A 16,682-nucleotide genomic window follows, 5' to 3' on the forward strand; every position below is an offset into this window, starting at 1 on the left:
GCCCGCCGAGCGACGGCCGCGCACACGCCTCACGCGCGCCTCACCCACGCCTCACGCGCGCCCGATCAACCCGCAGACCGTCTCGATGTCGATCTTCACCTGGGCGATCGAGGCCCGCCCGGACAGCCAGGTGATCAGCGCCGAGTGCCAGGTGTGCTCGATCACCCGCACCGCGGAGAGCTGCGCCGGCGTCGGTGCCGTGTCACCGAGCCCCATCGCGTCCAGGATGATCGCCGTGGTGAGCCGCGACACGGTGTCCACCTCGGCGCTCACCGAGCGGTCCGCGAAGGTCAGCGCGCGCACCATGGCGTCGGCGAGCTGGGGCTCCCGTTGCAGCGCGCGGAAGGCCCGCATCAGGGTCTCGGCGACCCGCGCCGCCGGGTCCTCCTGGGACGGCGGGCGCTTGTGCAGCGTGGTGTGCATCTGCTGGAGCTGGTCCTGCATGGTCGCGACCAGCAGATGGATCTTGGAGGGGAAGTAGCGGTAGAGCGTGCCGAGCGCGACGTTCGAGGACTCGGCGACCTCCCGCATCTGCACCGCGTCGAAGCCGCCGCGCCGGGCCAGCCGCGCGGTGGTCGAGAGGATGCGGCGCCTGCGCGCCTCCTGGCGCTCCGTCAGCGGCGCCGCGTCGGCGCCCTCCGCGCCCGCCGGTCGCGCGGACGCCCTGGGCTGTGTCGTCATCTTCGGTGTCCCCTCGTCCCTCCACGCGGTGCGGTTTCCCCCCGACCGGAAACCCCGCATCCTCGCAGTCCCCGCCGGGGTGGCGCGAATCACCTGACCGTGCGCCGCGGCATAAGTGACCGGCCGGTAAATTCATGGAGCGGATGTCCACGGCCCTGCCGGTCCGGGCAGTCCTGAAACTTGTTCTAGGTTAGCGCGAGCGGTTACGCTCCGGCGAAAGTGCAGTGAGAAGGGGGCCGCGAGTGACCGCAGAGGCCGTACAGGACGCCGGGTCCGGTTCCCCGACGGGAGCCGCTGCCGCCCCGGCGCCGACGCCCGCCTCCGCTCCGGACGGCGACGGCGAACGCCCGCTCCGCATCGCGCTGCTGAGCTACAAGGGGAACCCGTTCTGCGGCGGCCAGGGCGTCTACGTCCGGCACCTCTCCCGCGAACTCGCCCGCCTCGGCCACACCGTGGAGGTCATCGGCGCCCAGCCCTACCCCGTGCTGGACGAGGGCGTCACCCTCACCGAGCTGCCCAGCCTCGATCTGTACCGGCAGCCCGACCCCTTCCGCACCCCCGGCCTCTCCGAGTACCGGGACTGGGTCGACTGGCTGGAGGTCGGCACCATGTGGACCGGCGGCTTCCCCGAGCCGCTGACCTTCTCGCTGCGCGCCCGGCGCCATCTGGCCGCGCGGCGCGGCGAGTTCGACGTCGTGCACGACAACCAGACCCTCGGCTACGGGCTGCTGGGCGGCCCGCGCGCCATCGGTGCCCCGCTGGTCACGACGATCCACCACCCCATCACCGTGGACCGGCGCCTGGAGCTGGACGCCGCCGAGGGACTGCGCGGCCGCTTCTCCGTACGCCGCTGGTACGGCTTCACGCGCATGCAGAAGCGGGTGGCCCAGCGGCTCCCGCAGGTGCTCACCGTCTCCGGGTCGTCCCGCCAGGAGATCAGCGACGACCTCGGGGTGCGCCAGGACCGGGTGCACGTGGTGCACATCGGCGCCGACACCCGCCTCTTCTCGCCCGACCCCGCCGTGCCCGTGGTGCCAGGACGCATCGTGACCACGTCCAGCGCCGACGTACCCCTGAAGGGTCTGGTGCACCTCGTCGAGGCGCTCGCCAAGGTCCGTACGGAGAACGAGCACGCGCACCTCGTCGTGGTCGGCCAGCGGCCCGAGGAGGGCCCTGTGGCCGCGGCGATGGAGCGGTACGGGCTCGCCCGGCACGTCGAGTTCGTGAAGGGCATCAGCGACGCGGAGCTCGCCAATCTGATCCGCTCGGCCCAGGTCGCCTGCGTCCCCTCGCTCTACGAGGGCTTCTCGCTGCCCGCCGCCGAGGCCATGGCCACCGGCACCCCGCTGGTCGCCACCACCGGCGGCGCGATCCCCGAGGTCGCGGGCACCGACGGGGAGACCTGCCTGGCGGTGCCGCCCGGCGACTCCGGCGCCCTGGGCGTCGCGCTCTCCCGGCTGCTCGGCGACGCGGAGCTGCGCGCCCGCCTCGGCGCCGCCGGGCGCGAGCGCGTGCTGAGCCGCTTCACCTGGGAGCAGGCGGCGCGCGGTACCGTGCGCCGCTACCGCGCCGCGATGGAGGAGCAGCGCCCGCCCGTGCGCGCGGCCCGCTGACCTCGTACTCCACAACTTCCGTACGGGGGACGTCCGCTGCCCCCACCGCCACCCCCCGCACCACTCCAGGAAGGCAGAACACCCCCGTGCTGACCGTGGACTTCACCCGCTTCCCGCTCGCCCCGGGCGACCGCGTACTCGACCTGGGCTGCGGCGCAGGGCGGCACGCCTTCGAGTGCTACCGGCGCGGGGCCAAGGTCGTCGCGCTCGACCAGAACGCCGAGGAGATCCGCGAGGTGGCCTCCTGGTTCGCGGCGATGGAGGAGGCCGGCGAGGCCCCCGCGGGCGCGGCGGCCACCGCCATGGAGGGCGACGCGCTGGCGCTGCCCTTCCCGGACGAGAGCTTCGACGTCGTGATCATCTCCGAGGTCATGGAGCACATCCCGGACGACAAGGGCGTGCTCGCCGAGATGGTGCGGGTGCTCAAGCCGGGCGGCCGCATCGCGGTCACCGTTCCCCGCTACGGCCCGGAGAAGGTGTGCTGGGCGCTGAGCGACGAGTACCACGAGGTCGAGGGCGGCCACATCCGCATCTACCGCGGCGACGAACTCCTCGGCCGCATGCGGGAGGCGGGCCTTCGCCCGTACGGCACCCACCACGCGCACGGGCTGCACTCGCCGTACTGGTGGCTCAAGTGCGCGTTCGGCGTCGACAACGAGAAGGCGCTGCCGGTGCGCGCGTACCACAAGCTGCTGGTCTGGGACATCATGAAGAAGCCGCTGGCCACGCGGATCGCGGAGAACGCCCTCAACCCGCTGATCGGCAAGAGCTTCGTCGCGTACGCCACCAAGCCGCACCTTCCCCCGGTGGACGGCACTGTCGACGCCGAGTCCGCGACGGCGGCGCCGTGACGAGCCCCGAGCGCACCGAACGCCTCACGCTGCCCGGCGTGCTGACCGCCGAGCAGGCCGCGCAGACCGTCGCGGGGATCGCCGCGGTGCAGCGCGCCGACGGCGCCATCCCCTGGTTCCGCGGCCACCACCTCGACCCCTGGGACCACGTCGAGGCCGCCATGGCGCTGGACGCGGCGGGCGAGCGCGAGCGCGCCGAGGCGGCCTACCTGTGGCTGGCGGCGCACCAGTTGGGCGACGGCTCCTGGTACGCGGCCTACGCCGACGGCGACGCGGAGCGGCCCACCGACCGCGACCGGGAGAGCAACTTCTGCGCGTACGTGGCCGTCGGCGTCTGGCACCACTACCTCTCCACCGGCGACGAGTCGTTCCTTGAGCGGATGTGGCCGGTGGTCTACGCCGCCGTGGAGTTCGTGCTGCGGCTCCAGCAGCCCGGCGGCCAGATCGGCTGGAAGCGCGAGGACGGCGGCGCGGCCGTCACCGACGCGCTGCTCACCGGCTCCTCCTCGGTCTACCAGGCGCTGCGCTGCGCCCTGGCGATCGCTGAGCACCGCGAGGACCCGCAGCCCGACTGGGAGCTGGCGGCCGGCTGGCTCGGCCACGCGCTGCGCGGCCACCCCGAGCGGTTCCTCGACAAGAGCCGCTATTCGATGGACTGGTACTACCCGGTGCTGGGCGGCGCCCTGCGCGGCGACGCCGCCAAGGCGCGCATCAAGGAGGGCTGGGACACCTTCGTGGTGCCCGGTCACGGAGTGCGCTGCGTGACCCCGAACCCGTGGGTCACCGGCGGCGAGAGCGCCGAACTGGCCCTCGCGCTCTGGGCGGTCGGCGAGTCGGGCGCTGCCGTGGACATCCTGCGCTGGATGACCGCGACCCTGCGCGCCGAGGACGGCATGTACTGGACCGGGTACGTCTTCGAGGACGGCGCCGTCTGGCCGGAGGAGCGCACCGCGTGGACCGCGGGCTCCCTCCTCCTCGCGGTCGCGGCGCTCGGCGGCGACGAGCCCACGGTGCGGGTCTTCTCCGGCGAGGACCTGCCGGAGGGCCTGTCCCCTGACTGCTGCTGAACGGATGACTGCTGCCGAACGGAGCCGTCGCGGGCTGCCGCTGAGCGGCCCGTACGAGGCGGCGGCGCGGGGCGGTCCCGGCCCGGGGCTCGCGGCGCTCAGTCGTTGAGCTCGGCCAGCACCCGCAGCGTGTCCGGGTCCGGCGCCGTCACCAGCAGGTCGGTGACCGGGCCCGCGCGCCACTCCGCCAGCCGCTCCGCGATCCGTTCGCGCGGGCCCACCAGGGAGATCTCGTCGGCGAACTCGTCCGGCACGGCGCGCACGGCGTCCTCCCTGCGGCCCTCGCCGAAGAGCTTCTGGACGCGCCGCGCCTCCTCCTCGTACCCCATGCGGGCCATGAGGTCGGCGTGGAAGTTCCGCTTGGCGTGGCCCATTCCGCCGATGTAGAAGCCCAGCATCATCTTGACCGGCAGCAGGCCCTCGGCCACGTCGTCGCACACCCGCGCCTGCGCCATGGGCGCCACGGCGAAGCCCTCCGGCGCGGCGGACAGCGCCTCCTCGTACAGATGGGCGCGGCGCGGCGACCAGTAGAGCGGGAGCCAGCCGTCGGCGATGCGCGCGGTCTGCGCGATGTTCTTGGGGCCCTCGGCGCCGAGGAAGACCGGCAGCCCGGCGCGCAGCGGGTGGGTGATCGGCTTGAGGGGGCGGCCGAGCCCGGTGCCGTCCCCGCCCGCGTACGGATGCGAGTGGAAGCGCCCCGCGAGCTCCACCGGGCCCTCCCTGCACAGGACTTGGCGGATCACGTCCACGTACTCGCGGGTGGCCGTCAGGGGAGAGGAGGGGAAGGGGCGGCCGTACCAGCCCTCCACCACCTGCGGGCCCGAGAGGCCCAGGCCGAGGGTCATCCGCCCGCCCGAGAGGTGGTCGAGGGTCAGCGCGTGCATGGCGGTCGCCGTCGGCGTGCGGGCCGCCATCTGCGCCACGGCCGTGCCCAGCCGGATGCGCGAGGTGTGCGCGGCGATCCAGGTCAGCGCGGTGAACGCGTCCGAGCCCCAGGACTCGGCCGTCCACACCGAGTGGTAGCCCAGGTCCTCCGCGCTGCGCGCGAGGTCGAGATGGCGCGGGTCGGGGCCGCGCCCCCAGTAGCCGAGCGCGAGACCGAGTCGCATGCGCCGCTCACCCCTTCCGTTCCCCCGCCGTTTCCTGACGGGTCGTCAGTTTCGGGTGGGAGGCAGCGTACGGCAGCGGCCCCCCGCCCGGAAGGGCGAGGGGCCGCAGGGGAGTGCGCGCGGGATCAGCCGCGCTGGATGCCCGAGGTGTCCTGGAGCACGCCGCGGCGCCCGTCCTGGGTCTGCGCGACCAGGGCCTGGCCGCGCTGCTCGACCGCCAGGTACCAGGTGCCGGGGGTGAGTTCGGCCACCGGCTGCGGCGAGCCGTCCTCGCCGAACAGCGGCCTGGCGACCGGCACCGCGAACCAGAAGGGCTGGAACGCCGGCTCGGGCGCACCCGCGCCGGCGGCCGGGCCCGGCTGCTGGGCCTGGGGCTGCTGCTGACCGCCCGGGTAGCCGTAACCGCCCTGCGGCTGCTGGCCGTACGGCGCCTGCTGGCCGCCGGGGTAGCCGTAGCCGGCCTGGGGCTGCTGTCCGTACGGCGTCGCCTGCGGCTTCGGAGTCGCGCTGATCAGCGGCGACTTGAGCGCGGGGACCAGCGAGGAGCCGGCCGCCGCGGCGGCGAGCGCCAGCGCGAAGATCAGTGTCAGGTAGGCGCCGAAGCTCAGGCTCAGGCCCTCGTTCGGGTCCCTGCCGCCCAGGTCCACGCCGAGGTCCGGCTGGATGGTGGCGAACATCGACCAGAGCGCCGACCACGCGACGGCCACGGCGAACGCCGTGCCCCACTGGTCCAGTTGCAGGCCCAGCACCTTGCGGCCCTCGGGCAGCGTGCGCGCCGCGAGGAACAGACCGGCCACGACCAGCGCGAGCAGATGCACGGTCGGCAGCATCGGGAAGGTCGCGGAGGACCAGGCGCTGATGCTGTCGTCCGCTGCCGACGTGGAGGGCACGTCGAAGGCGAAGAACGGCAGGAACGAGGAGATGAGCAGCAGCACGGCCGCCCCGATCACCGCGCCATCTCCTCGGGTGAGCGAACGGAGGTTCACGTGGGGTTCCTTAGTCGGTGTCGTGTGGTCTGTGGCGCATGCCGAGGTGTCCCGCATGCTCCGCATGTGTGTCTACCGGGGGTGAGCACCCCATCGTACGGATGACCTTATGGCTCCCTCCCGTGCCCTGGTGTGAGATACGCCGCCAGCCCCTCGCCGATGCCGCGCGCCGCGCCGGCCCGCCACTTCGCGTCCTCGAGCCGGTCCGCGTCCTGCGCGTTGCGCATGTTGCCGCACTCCAGGAACACCTTCGGCACGCTGCTCAGATTCAGCCCGCCCAGGTCCTTCCGCACGTCCATGCCCTTGCCGTCGCCGATGTAGCGGGCCGGGGGCTCGCCGGTGGACTGACGGAAGGCGCCCAGGAGTTCGCTCCCGAGCCGGTGCGAGGGCCCGGTGATCCTCCTGGTGTCCGCCGCGCCCTCGTGCACCCGGCCGGGAACGATCACATGGAAGCCGTGGGCCTGCTCCGGCGCGCCGTCCGCGTGCAGCGAGACCGCCGCGTCCGCCTTCGCCTTGTTCCCCGCCTCGGCGCGCTCGTCGACGCACGGCCCGTACGCGGTGTGGCCCTCGTGGGTGAGGCGCACCGTGGCGCCCTGCTTCTCCAGCGCCGTGCGCACGCGCTTCGCCAGGTCCAGGGTGAACTCCGCCTCCGGATAGCCGGACGCGGTGGAGGCGCCGACGGTGTCGCACTCCTTCTTCCCCGCGCCGATGGAGACCTGCTTGTTGATCTCCTCGGGGTGGTCGCGGTTGTGCGGGTTGTGGCCCGGGTCGATGAGGATCGTGCGCCCGCTGAGGGGGAGCTTCTTCCCGCCGTGGCCGCCGCCCCCGGCGGGGTCCTGCGGGCGCGCGTCCGCCCTGGCCCTCTCGCCGCTGCCCGCGCCGTGCGCCCCGTGCCAGGCCAGCCATCCCGCGCCGGCCAGCACCGCCAGCGCGGCCAGTCCGGCCAGCGCGCGGACGGTCCCGCGGCGCCGCGCGCCGGGCTCGGGGGCCCAGTCCGCGTGTTCCTCGTGCGCCGGGTACGCCCCGTACCCCTGGTTCCCGTCGGCGGCCCCGTACCCCAGGCCCTCTCCGGCGCCCTCGTACCGCTCGGTCACTGTCCCGGCCCCGTGCGGCGCAGCACCCGCAGCGAGCGCGTCGCCGACACCTCGGCGAAGGCGCCCGAGTCCAGGGCGCGGCGGTAGACGCGGTACGGGGCCCGGCCGCCGTCGGCCGGGTCGGGGAACACGTCGTGGATCACCAGCAGGCCGTCCTGCGCGAGGTGCGGCACCCAGCCCTCGTAGTCGCCCGTGGCGTGCTCGTCGGTGTGCCCGCCGTCGATGAAGACCAGGCCGAGCGGGGTGCCCCACAGGGCCGCCGCCTGCGGCGACCGGCCCACGAGCGCCAGCACGTGGTCCTCGAGGCCCGCCGCGTACAGGGTCCGGCGGAACACCGGCAGCGTGTCCATCCGGCCGCCCGACTCCGGGTCCACGCGCGGGTCGACGACCTCGGGGTCGTGGTACTCCCAGCCGGGCTGCTGCTCCTCGCTGCCCCGGTGGTGGTCAACGGTCACCGCGGTGACCCCGGCGGCGCGCGCCGCGTCGGCCAGCAGCAGGGTGGAGCGGCCGCAGTAGGTGCCGATCTCCAGCAGCGGCAGCGCCAGCCGCTCCGCCGCCTCCGCCGCCGCCGCGTACAGCGCCAGACCCTCGTCCCGCGGCATGAAGCCCTTCGCCGCCCCGAACGCCGCGAGGACGGCCGCCCCCGGCTCCCGGTCCTGCTCCCGGTCCCGCTCCGCCCGTGCCTGCTCAGCCTGCTGCGTCACCTGCTGGCTCACTCCGTTCCCCGTTCCCGTACGCCGGTCCGTGCGCCCCCATGCTGCCTTACGGGTCCTGACGGGCCCGGGGCGGCCGTCCGGGCGCGCTGTCCCGGCCCGCGCCCGTGCCCCTTCCGGATTTCTGCAACTCGTTCTACCGTGCGCGCACTTCACCACCGACAGAGCACGGATTCACCGAGTACGGACTCACAGAGCACGGATTCACCGACCGAGGAGCGTGCGGCAGATGACCGGCAAGGCATTCATCGTCGGCGTCGGGATGACCAGGTTCGAGAAGCCCGAGTCCCGGGACTGGGGGTACTGGGACATGGCGCGCGAGGCGGGCGGCGCCGCGCTCGCCGACGCGGGCGTCCCGTACGAGAGGGTCGAGCAGGCCCCCGTCGGCTACTGCTACCAGGCGTCCACAGCGGCCCAGCGCGCCGTCTACGAGCTGGGCCTGACCGGGATCCCCGTCTACAACGTCAACAACAACTGCGCGACCGGCTCCACCGCGCTGCTCATGGCGCGGCAGTTCGTGGCCTCGGGGCTCAACGACTGCGTGCTCGCGCTCGGCTTCGAGCAGATGAAGAAGGGCTCGCTGGGCGGCGGCGCCGCGTCCGGCGGCGACTTCGCCTCCTCGCCGGTGGCCCGCCACTACGGGGTGATGGCGGAGCGGCACGGCTTCGAGATGACCCCGCCCACCGCGCAGATCTTCGGCAACGCGGCGCGCGAGCACATGGAGCGGCACGGCACCACGGCCGAACAGCTCGCCGCCGTGGGCGAGAAGAACCACAGGCACTCGGCGGCGAACCCGTACGCGCAGTTCCGCGACGTGTACTCGCTGGACGAGATCATGGGCTCGCGCGAGGTGCACCGCCCGCTGACCAAGCTCCAGTGCTCCCCGACCTCGGACGGCGCGGCCGCGGCGGTGGTGGTCTCCGAGCGCTTCGTGGCCGAACACGGCCTGGAGGAGCGCGCGGTGGAGATCGCCGGGCAGGCCATGACCACGGACACCGAGGAGTCCTTCGCCTCGGGCTCGTGCATCGACGTGGTGGGGCAGCCGATGTCGCGGGAGGCCGCGCGGCAGGTGTACGAGCAGTCCGGGCTCGGCATCGAGGACGTCGACGCCGTGGAGCTGCACGACTGCTTCTCGGTCAACGAACTGCTCACCTACGAGGCGCTGGGCATGTGCGCCGAGGGCGAGTCCGGCAAGCTCGTCGCCGACGGGGGTACGACGTACGGCGGGCGCTGGGTGGTGAACCCCTCCGGCGGCCTGATCTCCAAGGGCCACCCGCTGGGCGCCACGGGCATCGCCCAATGCGCCGAGCTCACCTGGCAGTTGAGGGGCGAGGCCGCCGACCGCCAGGTGCAGGGCGCCCGGGTGGCCCTCGCCCACAACATCGGCCTGGGCGGCGCGGCGGTGGTGACGATGCTGCGGAGGCGGTGAGGGCGGCCGGGGCGGCCGGGGCGTCGAGAGGCGGCGGCCCGGGTGGGCCGTGCCGTGGCGGGCGCGGTCCCGGCTGGGTGGCGGGCGCGGGTGTGGCCGTGCGTGACGGCTCCGGTCCCGGCCGGGCGGTGACGGTGTGCGGGTGCGGGTGCGGCGGGTCCTAGGACTTCGGGACGGGAACTTCGCCCGCGGCCGTACGCCGAAAATCCCGCTGTCCGCTGTCAGTGCCGGGTGCGAGCATTGCGGACATGGTCAACTCATCCTCCGCCGCCGGGACAGGTGCGGCCGCATCCGGTGCGCCGGCACGCCTCTGGGCGGTCGTGCTCGCCGCGTGCGCCGGCCAGTTCCTCGTGGTGCTCGACGTCTCGGTGGTCAATGTCGCCCTGCCCTCGATGCGGGCCGACCTGGGGATGAGCGCGGCGACCCTGCAATGGGTGGTCAACGCCTACACCCTCACCTTCGCCGGCTTCATGCTGCTCGGCGGCCGGGCCGGCGACCTCTTCGGGCGCAAGCGGATATTCCTCGCGGGGCTGGCCCTGTTCACCCTGGCCAGCCTCGCGGGCGGGCTCGCGCAGGAGCCGTGGCAGCTCCTCGCGGCGCGCACCGTGCAGGGGGTGGGCGCCGCCGTGCTGGCCCCCTCCACGCTGACGATCCTCACCACGGCGTTCCCCGAGGGACCCGCGCGCACCCGGGCCATAGCCACCTGGACCGCGGTCGGCGCGGGCGGCGGCGCCGTGGGCGGACTGGTCGGCGGCGTGCTCACCGACACGCTGTCCTGGCGCTGGGTGCTGCTGGTCAACGTGCCGGTCGGCGCGCTGGTGCTGGTGGCGGCCGCGGTGTGGATATCCGAGAGCCGGGACCGCGGCGCGCGCCGCAGGCTGGACATGCCCGGGGCCCTGTTCGTCACGCTCGGCCTGGGCTCCCTGGCGTACGGCATCGTGCAGACCGAGTCCGCCGGCTGGACCTCGCCCGCCGCGCTGCTGCCGCTGGCCGCGGGACTGCTGCTGCTCGCGCTCTTCGTCACCGTCGAGGCGCGCAGCTCCTCGCCGCTGGTGCCGCTGCGGCTGTTCAGGGTGCGCTCGGTCTCCTCGGCGAACTTCGCGATGTTCATCTGCGGCGCCGCGATGTTCTCCATGTGGTATTTCGTCTCCCTGTATATGCAGAACGTCCTGCACTACAGCCCCATTCAGGCCGGTCTCGGCTTCATGCCGCAGTCCCTCAGTGTCGTGCTCGGCTCGAAGGCCGCGCCCCGCCTCATGCAGCGCATGGGCAGCAGGCCGCTCGCGGTGACCGGCGCCCTGATCGCCGCGTGCGGCTACCTCTGGCAGAGCCGGATGCACGAGGGCGGCGGCTATCTCGACACCGTGTTCGGTCCCGGTGTCCTCATGGCCCTCGGCATCGGCCTGGCCTCCACCCCGCTGGCCTCGGCCGCCACGCGCGGCGCGGCCCCGGGCGACGCCGGGCTGGTCTCCGGGCTGATCAACACCAGCCGCACGATGGGCGGTTCGCTGGGCCTCGCGGTGCTGTCCACCGCCTCCACGGCGCGGATCGCCGCGCACGGCGACGGCCCCGCCTCCCTCGCCTCCGGGTACGGGGTGGCGTTCCTGCTCGGCGCGGTGTTCCTGGTCTGCTGCGCGGTCTTCATGGCCGTGGCCCTGCCGGGGGAGGCGCGCGGCGTGCGGGGCGGCAGCGAAGTCGAGCGCGAGCAGGAGCAGCCGGCGGGCGCGGCGCACTGACCGGGCGGGCAGGCGGATCTGACGGTGCGTTAGATGGGCGCGTCCAGGGGCTTCCCATGTCCCGGGGCGTGCGTTATACAGGACCGCATCGGTTAGAACGTGTTCTCATCCGAGCGCGGTTCGCCGATCGCACACGACCCCGGCCCGGCCGACGGTGCGGACGACCGGGCCGGGGTCTCCGCCTGCCGGACGCGCGGACGCCGCGCACGCACGGAGCCGAGGAGCGCAGCCACGATGCCGATTGACGCCGAGAAGGCCGTCGCCGCCGAGCCGCAGACCACCACCATCGCCTGGAGCCAGAAGGACGTTCAGCTCTACCACCTCGGCCTCGGCGCGGGGATTCCGGCGAACGACCCCGCCGAGCTGCGGTACACGCTGGAGAGCAAGCTGCACGTGCTGCCCAGCTTCGCCACCGTCGCCGGGGGCGGCATGGCGTTCGCCGGCGGGCTCGCCTCGTCCGGCATCGAGATCGACCCGGTCATGGTGCTGCACGGCGGCCAGCGCATCGAGGCCCACCGCCCCCTCCCCGCCGAGGGAGAGGCCACCTCCTCCTCGAAGGTCGTGGCCGTGTACGACAAGGGCAAGGCCGCCGTCATCGTCCTGCGCAGCGAAGTGTCCGACGCCGAGGGCCCGTTGTGGACGGGCGAGAGCCAGATCTTCGTACGCGGCGAGGGCGGCTTCGGCGGCGAGCGCGGGCCCTCCGAGCGCCTGGAGGTCCCCGAGCGCGCCCCCGACCACACCGTGGAGCGGCGCATCCGCGAGGACCAGGCGCTGCTCTACCGCCTCTCCGGCGACTGGAACCCGTTGCACGCCGACCCGGAGTTCGCCCAGCTCGCCGGGTTCGACAAGCCGATCCTGCACGGGCTGTGCTCGTACGGCATGACGCTCAAGGCCGTGGTGGACACCGCGCTCGACGGCGATGTGGCGCGGGTGCGGAGCTACGGCGTCCGGTTCGCCGGGGTCGTCTATCCCGGCGAGACGCTGCGCGTGCGGATGTGGCAGGTGGGTCCGGGGCGCATCCAGGTCACGGCCACGGCGGCCGAGCGCGAGGACGCGCCGGTGCTGGCCGACACGGTCGTCGAGCACAGCTGAGCGGCCGGGCGCCGGACCTCCGGCGCCCGCGCACCGAGCCTCACGGCGCACAGCACTCCGCGCCGCCGCCCCCCCCCACGCAGCACAGCACTCCGCACCTCTGAGCCCCCACGCAGCACAGCACTTCAGGCACCAGCACTCCAGGCACATCCCAGGTCCGCAGAGCGCCGGCGAGAGGAGCCGCCCCGTGCGCGCAGCCGTACTGCACGAGACAGGTCAGGACAAGCTCGAAGTACTCGATGACGTGGAGGCGGTGGGCTTCGGCCCCGGCAAGGTGCGCATCCGCATGAGGGCCACGGGCCTGTGCCACTCGGACCTCTCCGCGATGAACGGGGTGCTGCCCCAGCCGGCGCCGTTCGTGCCGGGCCACGAGGGCGCCGGGGAGATCACGGAGGTGGGGGAGGGGGTCACCGGACTCGCCCCCGGCGACCGGGTGCTGGTGTGCTGGCTGCCCGCCTGCACGACCTGTCCCGCGTGCCGCCGCGGGCAGACGCATCTGTGCTTGGCCGGCTTCATGAACGCCGGCACCCCCAACTTCAAGCGGCCGCAGGGCGATGTGTTCGGCTTCGCCGGCACCGGGACCTTCGCCGAGGAGGCCGTGGTGGACGCGGCCTGCGCTGTGCCGGTGCCGGACGACGTGCCCTTCGAGATCGCCGCGCTGATCGGCTGCGGCGTGACCACCGGGCTCGGCGCGGCCTTCAACACCGCGAAGGTGGAGGCCGGTTCCTCGGTCGCGGTGATCGGCTGCGGCGGCGTGGGCATCAGCGCGATCCAGGGCGCGCGCGCCTGCGGGGCCGCGCAGATCGTCGCGGTCGACCCGGTGGCCTCGCGGCGCGAGGCGGCGCTGCGCTTCGGCGCGACCGAGGCCGTCGCGCCTGACGAGCTCGCCGACGCGAAGAGCCGGATCACCGCCGACGAGGGCTTCGACTACGTCTTCGAGGTGGTCGGCAAGTCCGCGACCGCGCGCACCGCGTACGAGACGACCCGGCGCGGCGGCACGCTCTGCGTGGTCGGCGCGGGCGCGATGGACGACAACCTGCAGATCAACATGTTCGAGCTCTTCTTCGACGAGAAGCGCATCCTGCCCTCGCTCTACGGCGGCGGGAACGTCCTGCACTCCTACGAGCGCGCCATCGCGCTGTGGCGCTCGGGCCGCATCGACCTGGGCGGAATGATCACCCACAGGGTGCGCTTCGAGGAGATCAACGACGCGCTCGACCAGATGCGCAGCGGCGAGTCCCTGCGCACCTGCATCACCCTCTGAGCCCGAGCCCGCACCCCGTACCGCGTGCGCGGCACCCCGTACGCAGCACCGAACACCCTTCCGATCGTGAGGAGATCGTTCCATGTCGTTGCAGGGCAAGACAGCCGTCGTCACCGGTGCGGGGCGCGGCCTCGGGCGCGCCGAGGCGCTGGAACTGGCGCACCTCGGCGCGAACGTCGTCGTCAACGACTTCGGGCAGCCCGGCAGGGACGGCTCGGGCGAGCCGACGGCGGGCCCCGCCGAGGAGGTCGCGGCCGAGATCCGCGCCGCGGGCGGCAGCGCCACCGCGCACCGGGGCGACGTCGCCGACTTCCGGCAGGCGGAGGAGCTGATCCAACTCGCCCTGGACACCTACGGTTCGCTGGACGTGCTGGTCAACAACGCGGGCATCCTGCGGGACCGGATGGTCTTCTCGATGACCGAGGAGGAATGGGACTCGGTCATCCACGTCCACCTCAAGGGCCACTTCAACACCACGCACTTCGCCGCGGCGCACTGGCGCCGCGCCTCCAAGGAGTCCGGGGGCCCGGTGTACGGGCGGATCGTGAACACCTCGTCGGAGGCGTTCCTCGCGGGCTCGCCGGGGCAGCCCAACTACGCGGCGGCGAAGGGCGGGATCGTGGGCCTGACGACCTCGACGGCCGCGGCGCTCGGCAAGTACGGGGTGACCGCGAACGCCATCTGCCCGCGCGCCCGCACCCGCATGACGGAGGACGTCTTCCAGGGCATCGGCGGCGGGGAGGGCGGCGCCGACCCGCTCGCCCCGGAGCACGTCTCGCCGCTGGTGGGCTATCTGGCCTCGCCCGCCGCCGCGAAGGTCTCGGGGCAGGTGCTCGTCGTGCACGGCGGCATGGTGGCGGTGCTCGAACGTCCCCGGGTGGCGGCGAAGTTCGACGCGGCCGCCGAGGTGTTCACCCACGAGGACCTCGACAAGCAGCTCACGCCGTACTTCGACGGGCTTGAGCCGCACGAGACCTTCGCGGCGGGCGAGGTGCTCGGCCTCAAGAAGGGCTGATCCTCCAGGAGGGCCCGAGCGCGGGGTTCTTCAACGTGAGGCTCTTCAGGGTGCGGACAGGGGGCCGCGCGGATCAGGCCGCGTTGCCGGACTGGTGGTGGGCCGCGCCGTGCTCCTGCGCCCCCGCGGTGCCGGAGTCCTGCGCGGGCCGCCTGTGGCGCCCCTGGGTGGAGCCGCCCGACTCTTCCGAGGCGGCCGGTCCCCTGTGCTTCCCCCGTCCGCTGTGCGCCGCGCCCGGGGTCTCGGTCTGGGTCTCGGACATCAGATCAGTAACTCCGTGGATCTCATTGCTGCCGTCGTACCCGGCGTGATTTTACGAGATCACCGATCGTGTGATCATCCGGGCCGTACGGTGAGAGGTGCCTGCTGCAGCGGTACCGGCCTGCGTGGCGCGCAGGGGTCCGCGAGGGCATCGTCTTCCCGTTCACCCTCCGCCGAACCGCCCTGTTGTACGGCCGTGACATCCGCGACAGAAGTGTTACCCGGAACGGAACCGGACGCCTCGGATCCGGCGCCGGGCCCCTCCGAAGCGGGCCCGGACATGGGCCCGGACATGGAGTCGGACACGGGCCCGGGCATGGCGTCGCCCGACCCGGCGCCCCCGGAGTCCGGCATGCCCTGGGGCTCAGGCTCCCGCCCCGTTTCCCGTACGGGCGTCTCCCGCCCCGCCGCGCGCCCCGGCCCCTCCAGGTCGGGCACCCGCATCCGGGCCAGCCCGCACACCGTGTGCGGGGTGACGTACGGCAGCCGCAGTTCGCCGTCGGCGGTGATCAGGCCGTGACCGCCCAACCAGCCGTCCGGCGCGGCGATATGGCGCAGCGTGCGGGACGCGGGCCGCCACAGCGCGAGCCAGGGAACGGTCCCGGAGGCCCCGGAGGAGTCCGAGCCCTCACCCGTACCGGCGCCCGTGCCCGAGTCCGCGGCGGAAGCCGACTCGTCCCACAGCGCGACCGCGCAGCTCTCCGGCACCAGGATCTGCCGCGGCTGCACGGCGAACGGCGTCAGCCGCGCGCCCGCCGGGCTCAGCGCCTCGGGGAAGCGCACGGGGCGGTGCGAGCCCAGCACGCCCCAGCCGAGCCGTTCGGAGCCGGGGGCGTCGGAGCGCACCAGGAGCAGGCCGCTGTCCGGCTCGGCCAGCAGCAGCCTGTCGTTGCTCGCCTCGCCGATCTGCAGCAGCGGGCTGATCTCCCCGCCGCGCGCGAGGTCCACGACGACGGTCCTGGTCAGGCCGCTGTCCGGGTCGGTCCGGTCGAGCGCGAGCATCCGGCCCTCGCGGTCCAGCCAGGCGCCGCCCTCGCACTCCCCCGGCACCGTGGCCACCGGCTCGGGCCGCCCCGACCCGCTGCCCGCGACCAGCCACACGCCGGTGACCGGGTGCGATCCGGTGCGCGGCGCGGGCGCGAGCGCATAGGCGCGCCGCCCGCACGGCGCCGGGGGCAGCAGGGTCAGGGACTCCGACTCGACGGCGCCGAGCGGGAGTTCACCGGTGCCGGGCCCGGTCGGATAGAGCAGCGCGAGCGCGTACCGCTGCGGGGTGCGGCGGGCGATCAGCACCCGCCCGTCGGCGAGCGCCAGCAGACGGCTGTCCTCCTCCTCGGGCTGCGCGGCCGGCAGCGGTACGGCGTACGGCTCGGGACCGTCGAGCGTCCAGCGCTCGGGGAACCTGCCGGGGGAGCCCTCGCCCCGCGTCTCCGCCAGCCGCGCGGCGTACGAGCCGTCGGCGGCGACGCTGAAAGCGGAATGCGCTGCGGGGGCGGCGGCCCCGGTGGATGCGGGGTGCGCGGGGGACGGGGCGTACGGAGTGCCCGTGGGATCTTCGGGGGCACAGGCGGTCATGAAGCGATCACCTCCAGTGGGGAAGCTAGAGCTCGTACTCGCGCCCGAACAACGCCCGTTGAAGCCCTTCACACGGAAGGGTGCGGTCTGCCCGTTTCGGCCCCCGGCAGGGGGCGGAATGTGCTCCACCGCTTGTGCGGTGCCGCGCCCTCCGCGAAGCGGAATCCCGCGGCCGGGTACGGACCGCCGGGGCCGG

Annotated in this window: 15 protein-coding genes; 8 read left to right on the top strand and 7 right to left on the bottom strand. The window is 73.8% G+C overall.

The window, feature by feature from the left end:
• Positions 1-51: 51 nt before the first annotated feature.
• Complete coding sequence (locus tag ABEE00_RS11455) at positions 52-681, bottom strand: TetR family transcriptional regulator (protein WP_345745238.1); 630 nt, start codon at positions 679-681, stop codon at positions 52-54.
• Between the two features lie 242 nt (positions 682-923).
• Here ABEE00_RS11455 and ABEE00_RS11460 point away from each other — a divergent pair, with 242 nt between their 5' ends.
• The 3 genes from ABEE00_RS11460 to ABEE00_RS11470 all read left to right on the top strand — a co-directional run bounded on the left by ABEE00_RS11460 (position 924) and on the right by ABEE00_RS11470 (position 4,212).
• A complete protein-coding gene (locus ABEE00_RS11460) occupies positions 924-2,294 on the top strand; it encodes a glycosyltransferase family 4 protein (RefSeq protein ID WP_345745239.1) in 1,371 nt (456 codons plus the stop codon).
• Positions 2,295-2,380: 86 nt separating this feature from the next.
• A complete protein-coding gene (locus tag ABEE00_RS11465; RefSeq protein ID WP_345745240.1) occupies positions 2,381-3,145 on the top strand; it encodes a class I SAM-dependent methyltransferase in 765 nt (254 codons plus the stop codon).
• The gene (locus ABEE00_RS11470; protein WP_345745241.1) at positions 3,142-4,212 is read left to right on the top strand and encodes a prenyltransferase/squalene oxidase repeat-containing protein; all 1,071 of its coding nucleotides are present in this window, start codon (positions 3,142-3,144) and stop codon (positions 4,210-4,212) included. Before ABEE00_RS11465 ends, ABEE00_RS11470 begins: the two co-directional genes overlap by 4 nt.
• Positions 4,213-4,310: 98 nt before the next feature.
• Here ABEE00_RS11470 and ABEE00_RS11475 read toward each other — a convergent pair whose 3' ends face one another.
• The 4 genes from ABEE00_RS11475 to ABEE00_RS11490 all read right to left on the bottom strand — a co-directional run bounded on the left by ABEE00_RS11475 (position 4,311) and on the right by ABEE00_RS11490 (position 8,003).
• Positions 4,311-5,321, bottom strand: coding sequence for an LLM class F420-dependent oxidoreductase (locus ABEE00_RS11475; protein WP_345745242.1), 1,011 nt, complete (start codon positions 5,319-5,321; stop codon positions 4,311-4,313).
• Positions 5,322-5,446: 125 nt separating this feature from the next.
• On the bottom strand, positions 5,447-6,307 hold the full coding sequence (locus ABEE00_RS11480) for a hypothetical protein (protein WP_345745243.1): 861 nt from the start codon (positions 6,305-6,307) through the stop codon (positions 5,447-5,449).
• Between the two features lie 107 nt (positions 6,308-6,414).
• Positions 6,415-7,254, bottom strand: a complete 840-nt coding sequence (locus ABEE00_RS11485) for an N-acetylmuramoyl-L-alanine amidase (RefSeq protein ID WP_451918558.1) — start codon at positions 7,252-7,254, stop codon at positions 6,415-6,417.
• A 143-nt stretch (positions 7,255-7,397) separates the two neighbouring features.
• Entirely contained in the window at positions 7,398-8,003 is a 606-nt protein-coding gene (locus ABEE00_RS11490) for a class I SAM-dependent methyltransferase (RefSeq protein WP_345745435.1), read from the bottom strand.
• A 340-nt stretch (positions 8,004-8,343) separates the two neighbouring features.
• On the opposite strand from ABEE00_RS11490, the gene ABEE00_RS11495 reads away from it, so the two are divergent.
• The 5 genes from ABEE00_RS11495 to ABEE00_RS11515 all read left to right on the top strand — a co-directional run bounded on the left by ABEE00_RS11495 (position 8,344) and on the right by ABEE00_RS11515 (position 14,650).
• Entirely contained in the window at positions 8,344-9,543 is a 1,200-nt protein-coding gene (locus ABEE00_RS11495) for a lipid-transfer protein (protein ID WP_345745245.1), read from the top strand.
• A 248-nt stretch (positions 9,544-9,791) separates the two neighbouring features.
• Positions 9,792-11,279, top strand: coding sequence for an MFS transporter (locus ABEE00_RS11500; RefSeq protein ID WP_345745246.1), 1,488 nt, complete (start codon positions 9,792-9,794; stop codon positions 11,277-11,279).
• 234 nt (positions 11,280-11,513) lie between these two features.
• Positions 11,514-12,371: a MaoC/PaaZ C-terminal domain-containing protein gene (locus tag ABEE00_RS11505; protein WP_345745247.1), complete on the top strand. Its 858-nt coding sequence runs from the start codon at positions 11,514-11,516 to the stop codon at positions 12,369-12,371.
• Positions 12,372-12,558: 187 nt separating this feature from the next.
• Complete coding sequence (locus ABEE00_RS11510) at positions 12,559-13,635, top strand: Zn-dependent alcohol dehydrogenase (protein ID WP_345745248.1); 1,077 nt, start codon at positions 12,559-12,561, stop codon at positions 13,633-13,635.
• Between the two features lie 82 nt (positions 13,636-13,717).
• Entirely contained in the window at positions 13,718-14,650 is a 933-nt protein-coding gene (locus ABEE00_RS11515; protein ID WP_345745249.1) for a 3-oxoacyl-ACP reductase, read from the top strand.
• A 73-nt stretch (positions 14,651-14,723) separates the two neighbouring features.
• Here ABEE00_RS11515 and ABEE00_RS11520 read toward each other — a convergent pair whose 3' ends face one another.
• Together ABEE00_RS11520 and ABEE00_RS11525 are read right to left on the bottom strand one after the other, a co-directional pair.
• The gene (locus tag ABEE00_RS11520) at positions 14,724-14,912 is read right to left on the bottom strand and encodes a hypothetical protein (protein WP_345745250.1); all 189 of its coding nucleotides are present in this window, start codon (positions 14,910-14,912) and stop codon (positions 14,724-14,726) included.
• A gap of 74 nt (positions 14,913-14,986) precedes the next feature.
• Positions 14,987-16,486, bottom strand: a complete 1,500-nt coding sequence (locus ABEE00_RS11525; RefSeq protein WP_345745251.1) for a hypothetical protein — start codon at positions 16,484-16,486, stop codon at positions 14,987-14,989.
• Positions 16,487-16,682 lie beyond the last annotated feature (196 nt).

Origin of the sequence: Streptomyces odontomachicola, from assembly GCF_039605595.1 — a bacterium.
Lineage (GTDB): Bacteria > Actinomycetota > Actinomycetes > Streptomycetales > Streptomycetaceae > Streptomyces.

Excerpts from the sequence above, each read along its gene's own strand:
- ABEE00_RS11455 (WP_345745238.1), bottom strand. The coding sequence starts at position 681 with ATGACGACACAGCCCAGGGCGTCCGCGCGACCGGCGGGCGCGGAGGGC.
- ABEE00_RS11475 (WP_345745242.1), bottom strand. The coding sequence starts at position 5,321 with ATGCGACTCGGTCTCGCGCTCGGCTACTGGGGGCGCGGCCCCGACCCG.
- ABEE00_RS11490 (WP_345745435.1), bottom strand. The coding sequence starts at position 8,003 with ATGCCGCGGGACGAGGGTCTGGCGCTGTACGCGGCGGCGGCGGAGGCG.
- ABEE00_RS11495 (WP_345745245.1), top strand. The coding sequence starts at position 8,344 with ATGACCGGCAAGGCATTCATCGTCGGCGTCGGGATGACCAGGTTCGAG.
- ABEE00_RS11500 (WP_345745246.1), top strand. The coding sequence starts at position 9,792 with ATGGTCAACTCATCCTCCGCCGCCGGGACAGGTGCGGCCGCATCCGGT.
- ABEE00_RS11505 (WP_345745247.1), top strand. The coding sequence starts at position 11,514 with ATGCCGATTGACGCCGAGAAGGCCGTCGCCGCCGAGCCGCAGACCACC.
- ABEE00_RS11515 (WP_345745249.1), top strand. The coding sequence starts at position 13,718 with ATGTCGTTGCAGGGCAAGACAGCCGTCGTCACCGGTGCGGGGCGCGGC.
- ABEE00_RS11520 (WP_345745250.1), bottom strand. The coding sequence starts at position 14,912 with ATGTCCGAGACCCAGACCGAGACCCCGGGCGCGGCGCACAGCGGACGG.
- ABEE00_RS11525 (WP_345745251.1), bottom strand. The coding sequence starts at position 16,486 with ATGACCGCCTGTGCCCCCGAAGATCCCACGGGCACTCCGTACGCCCCG.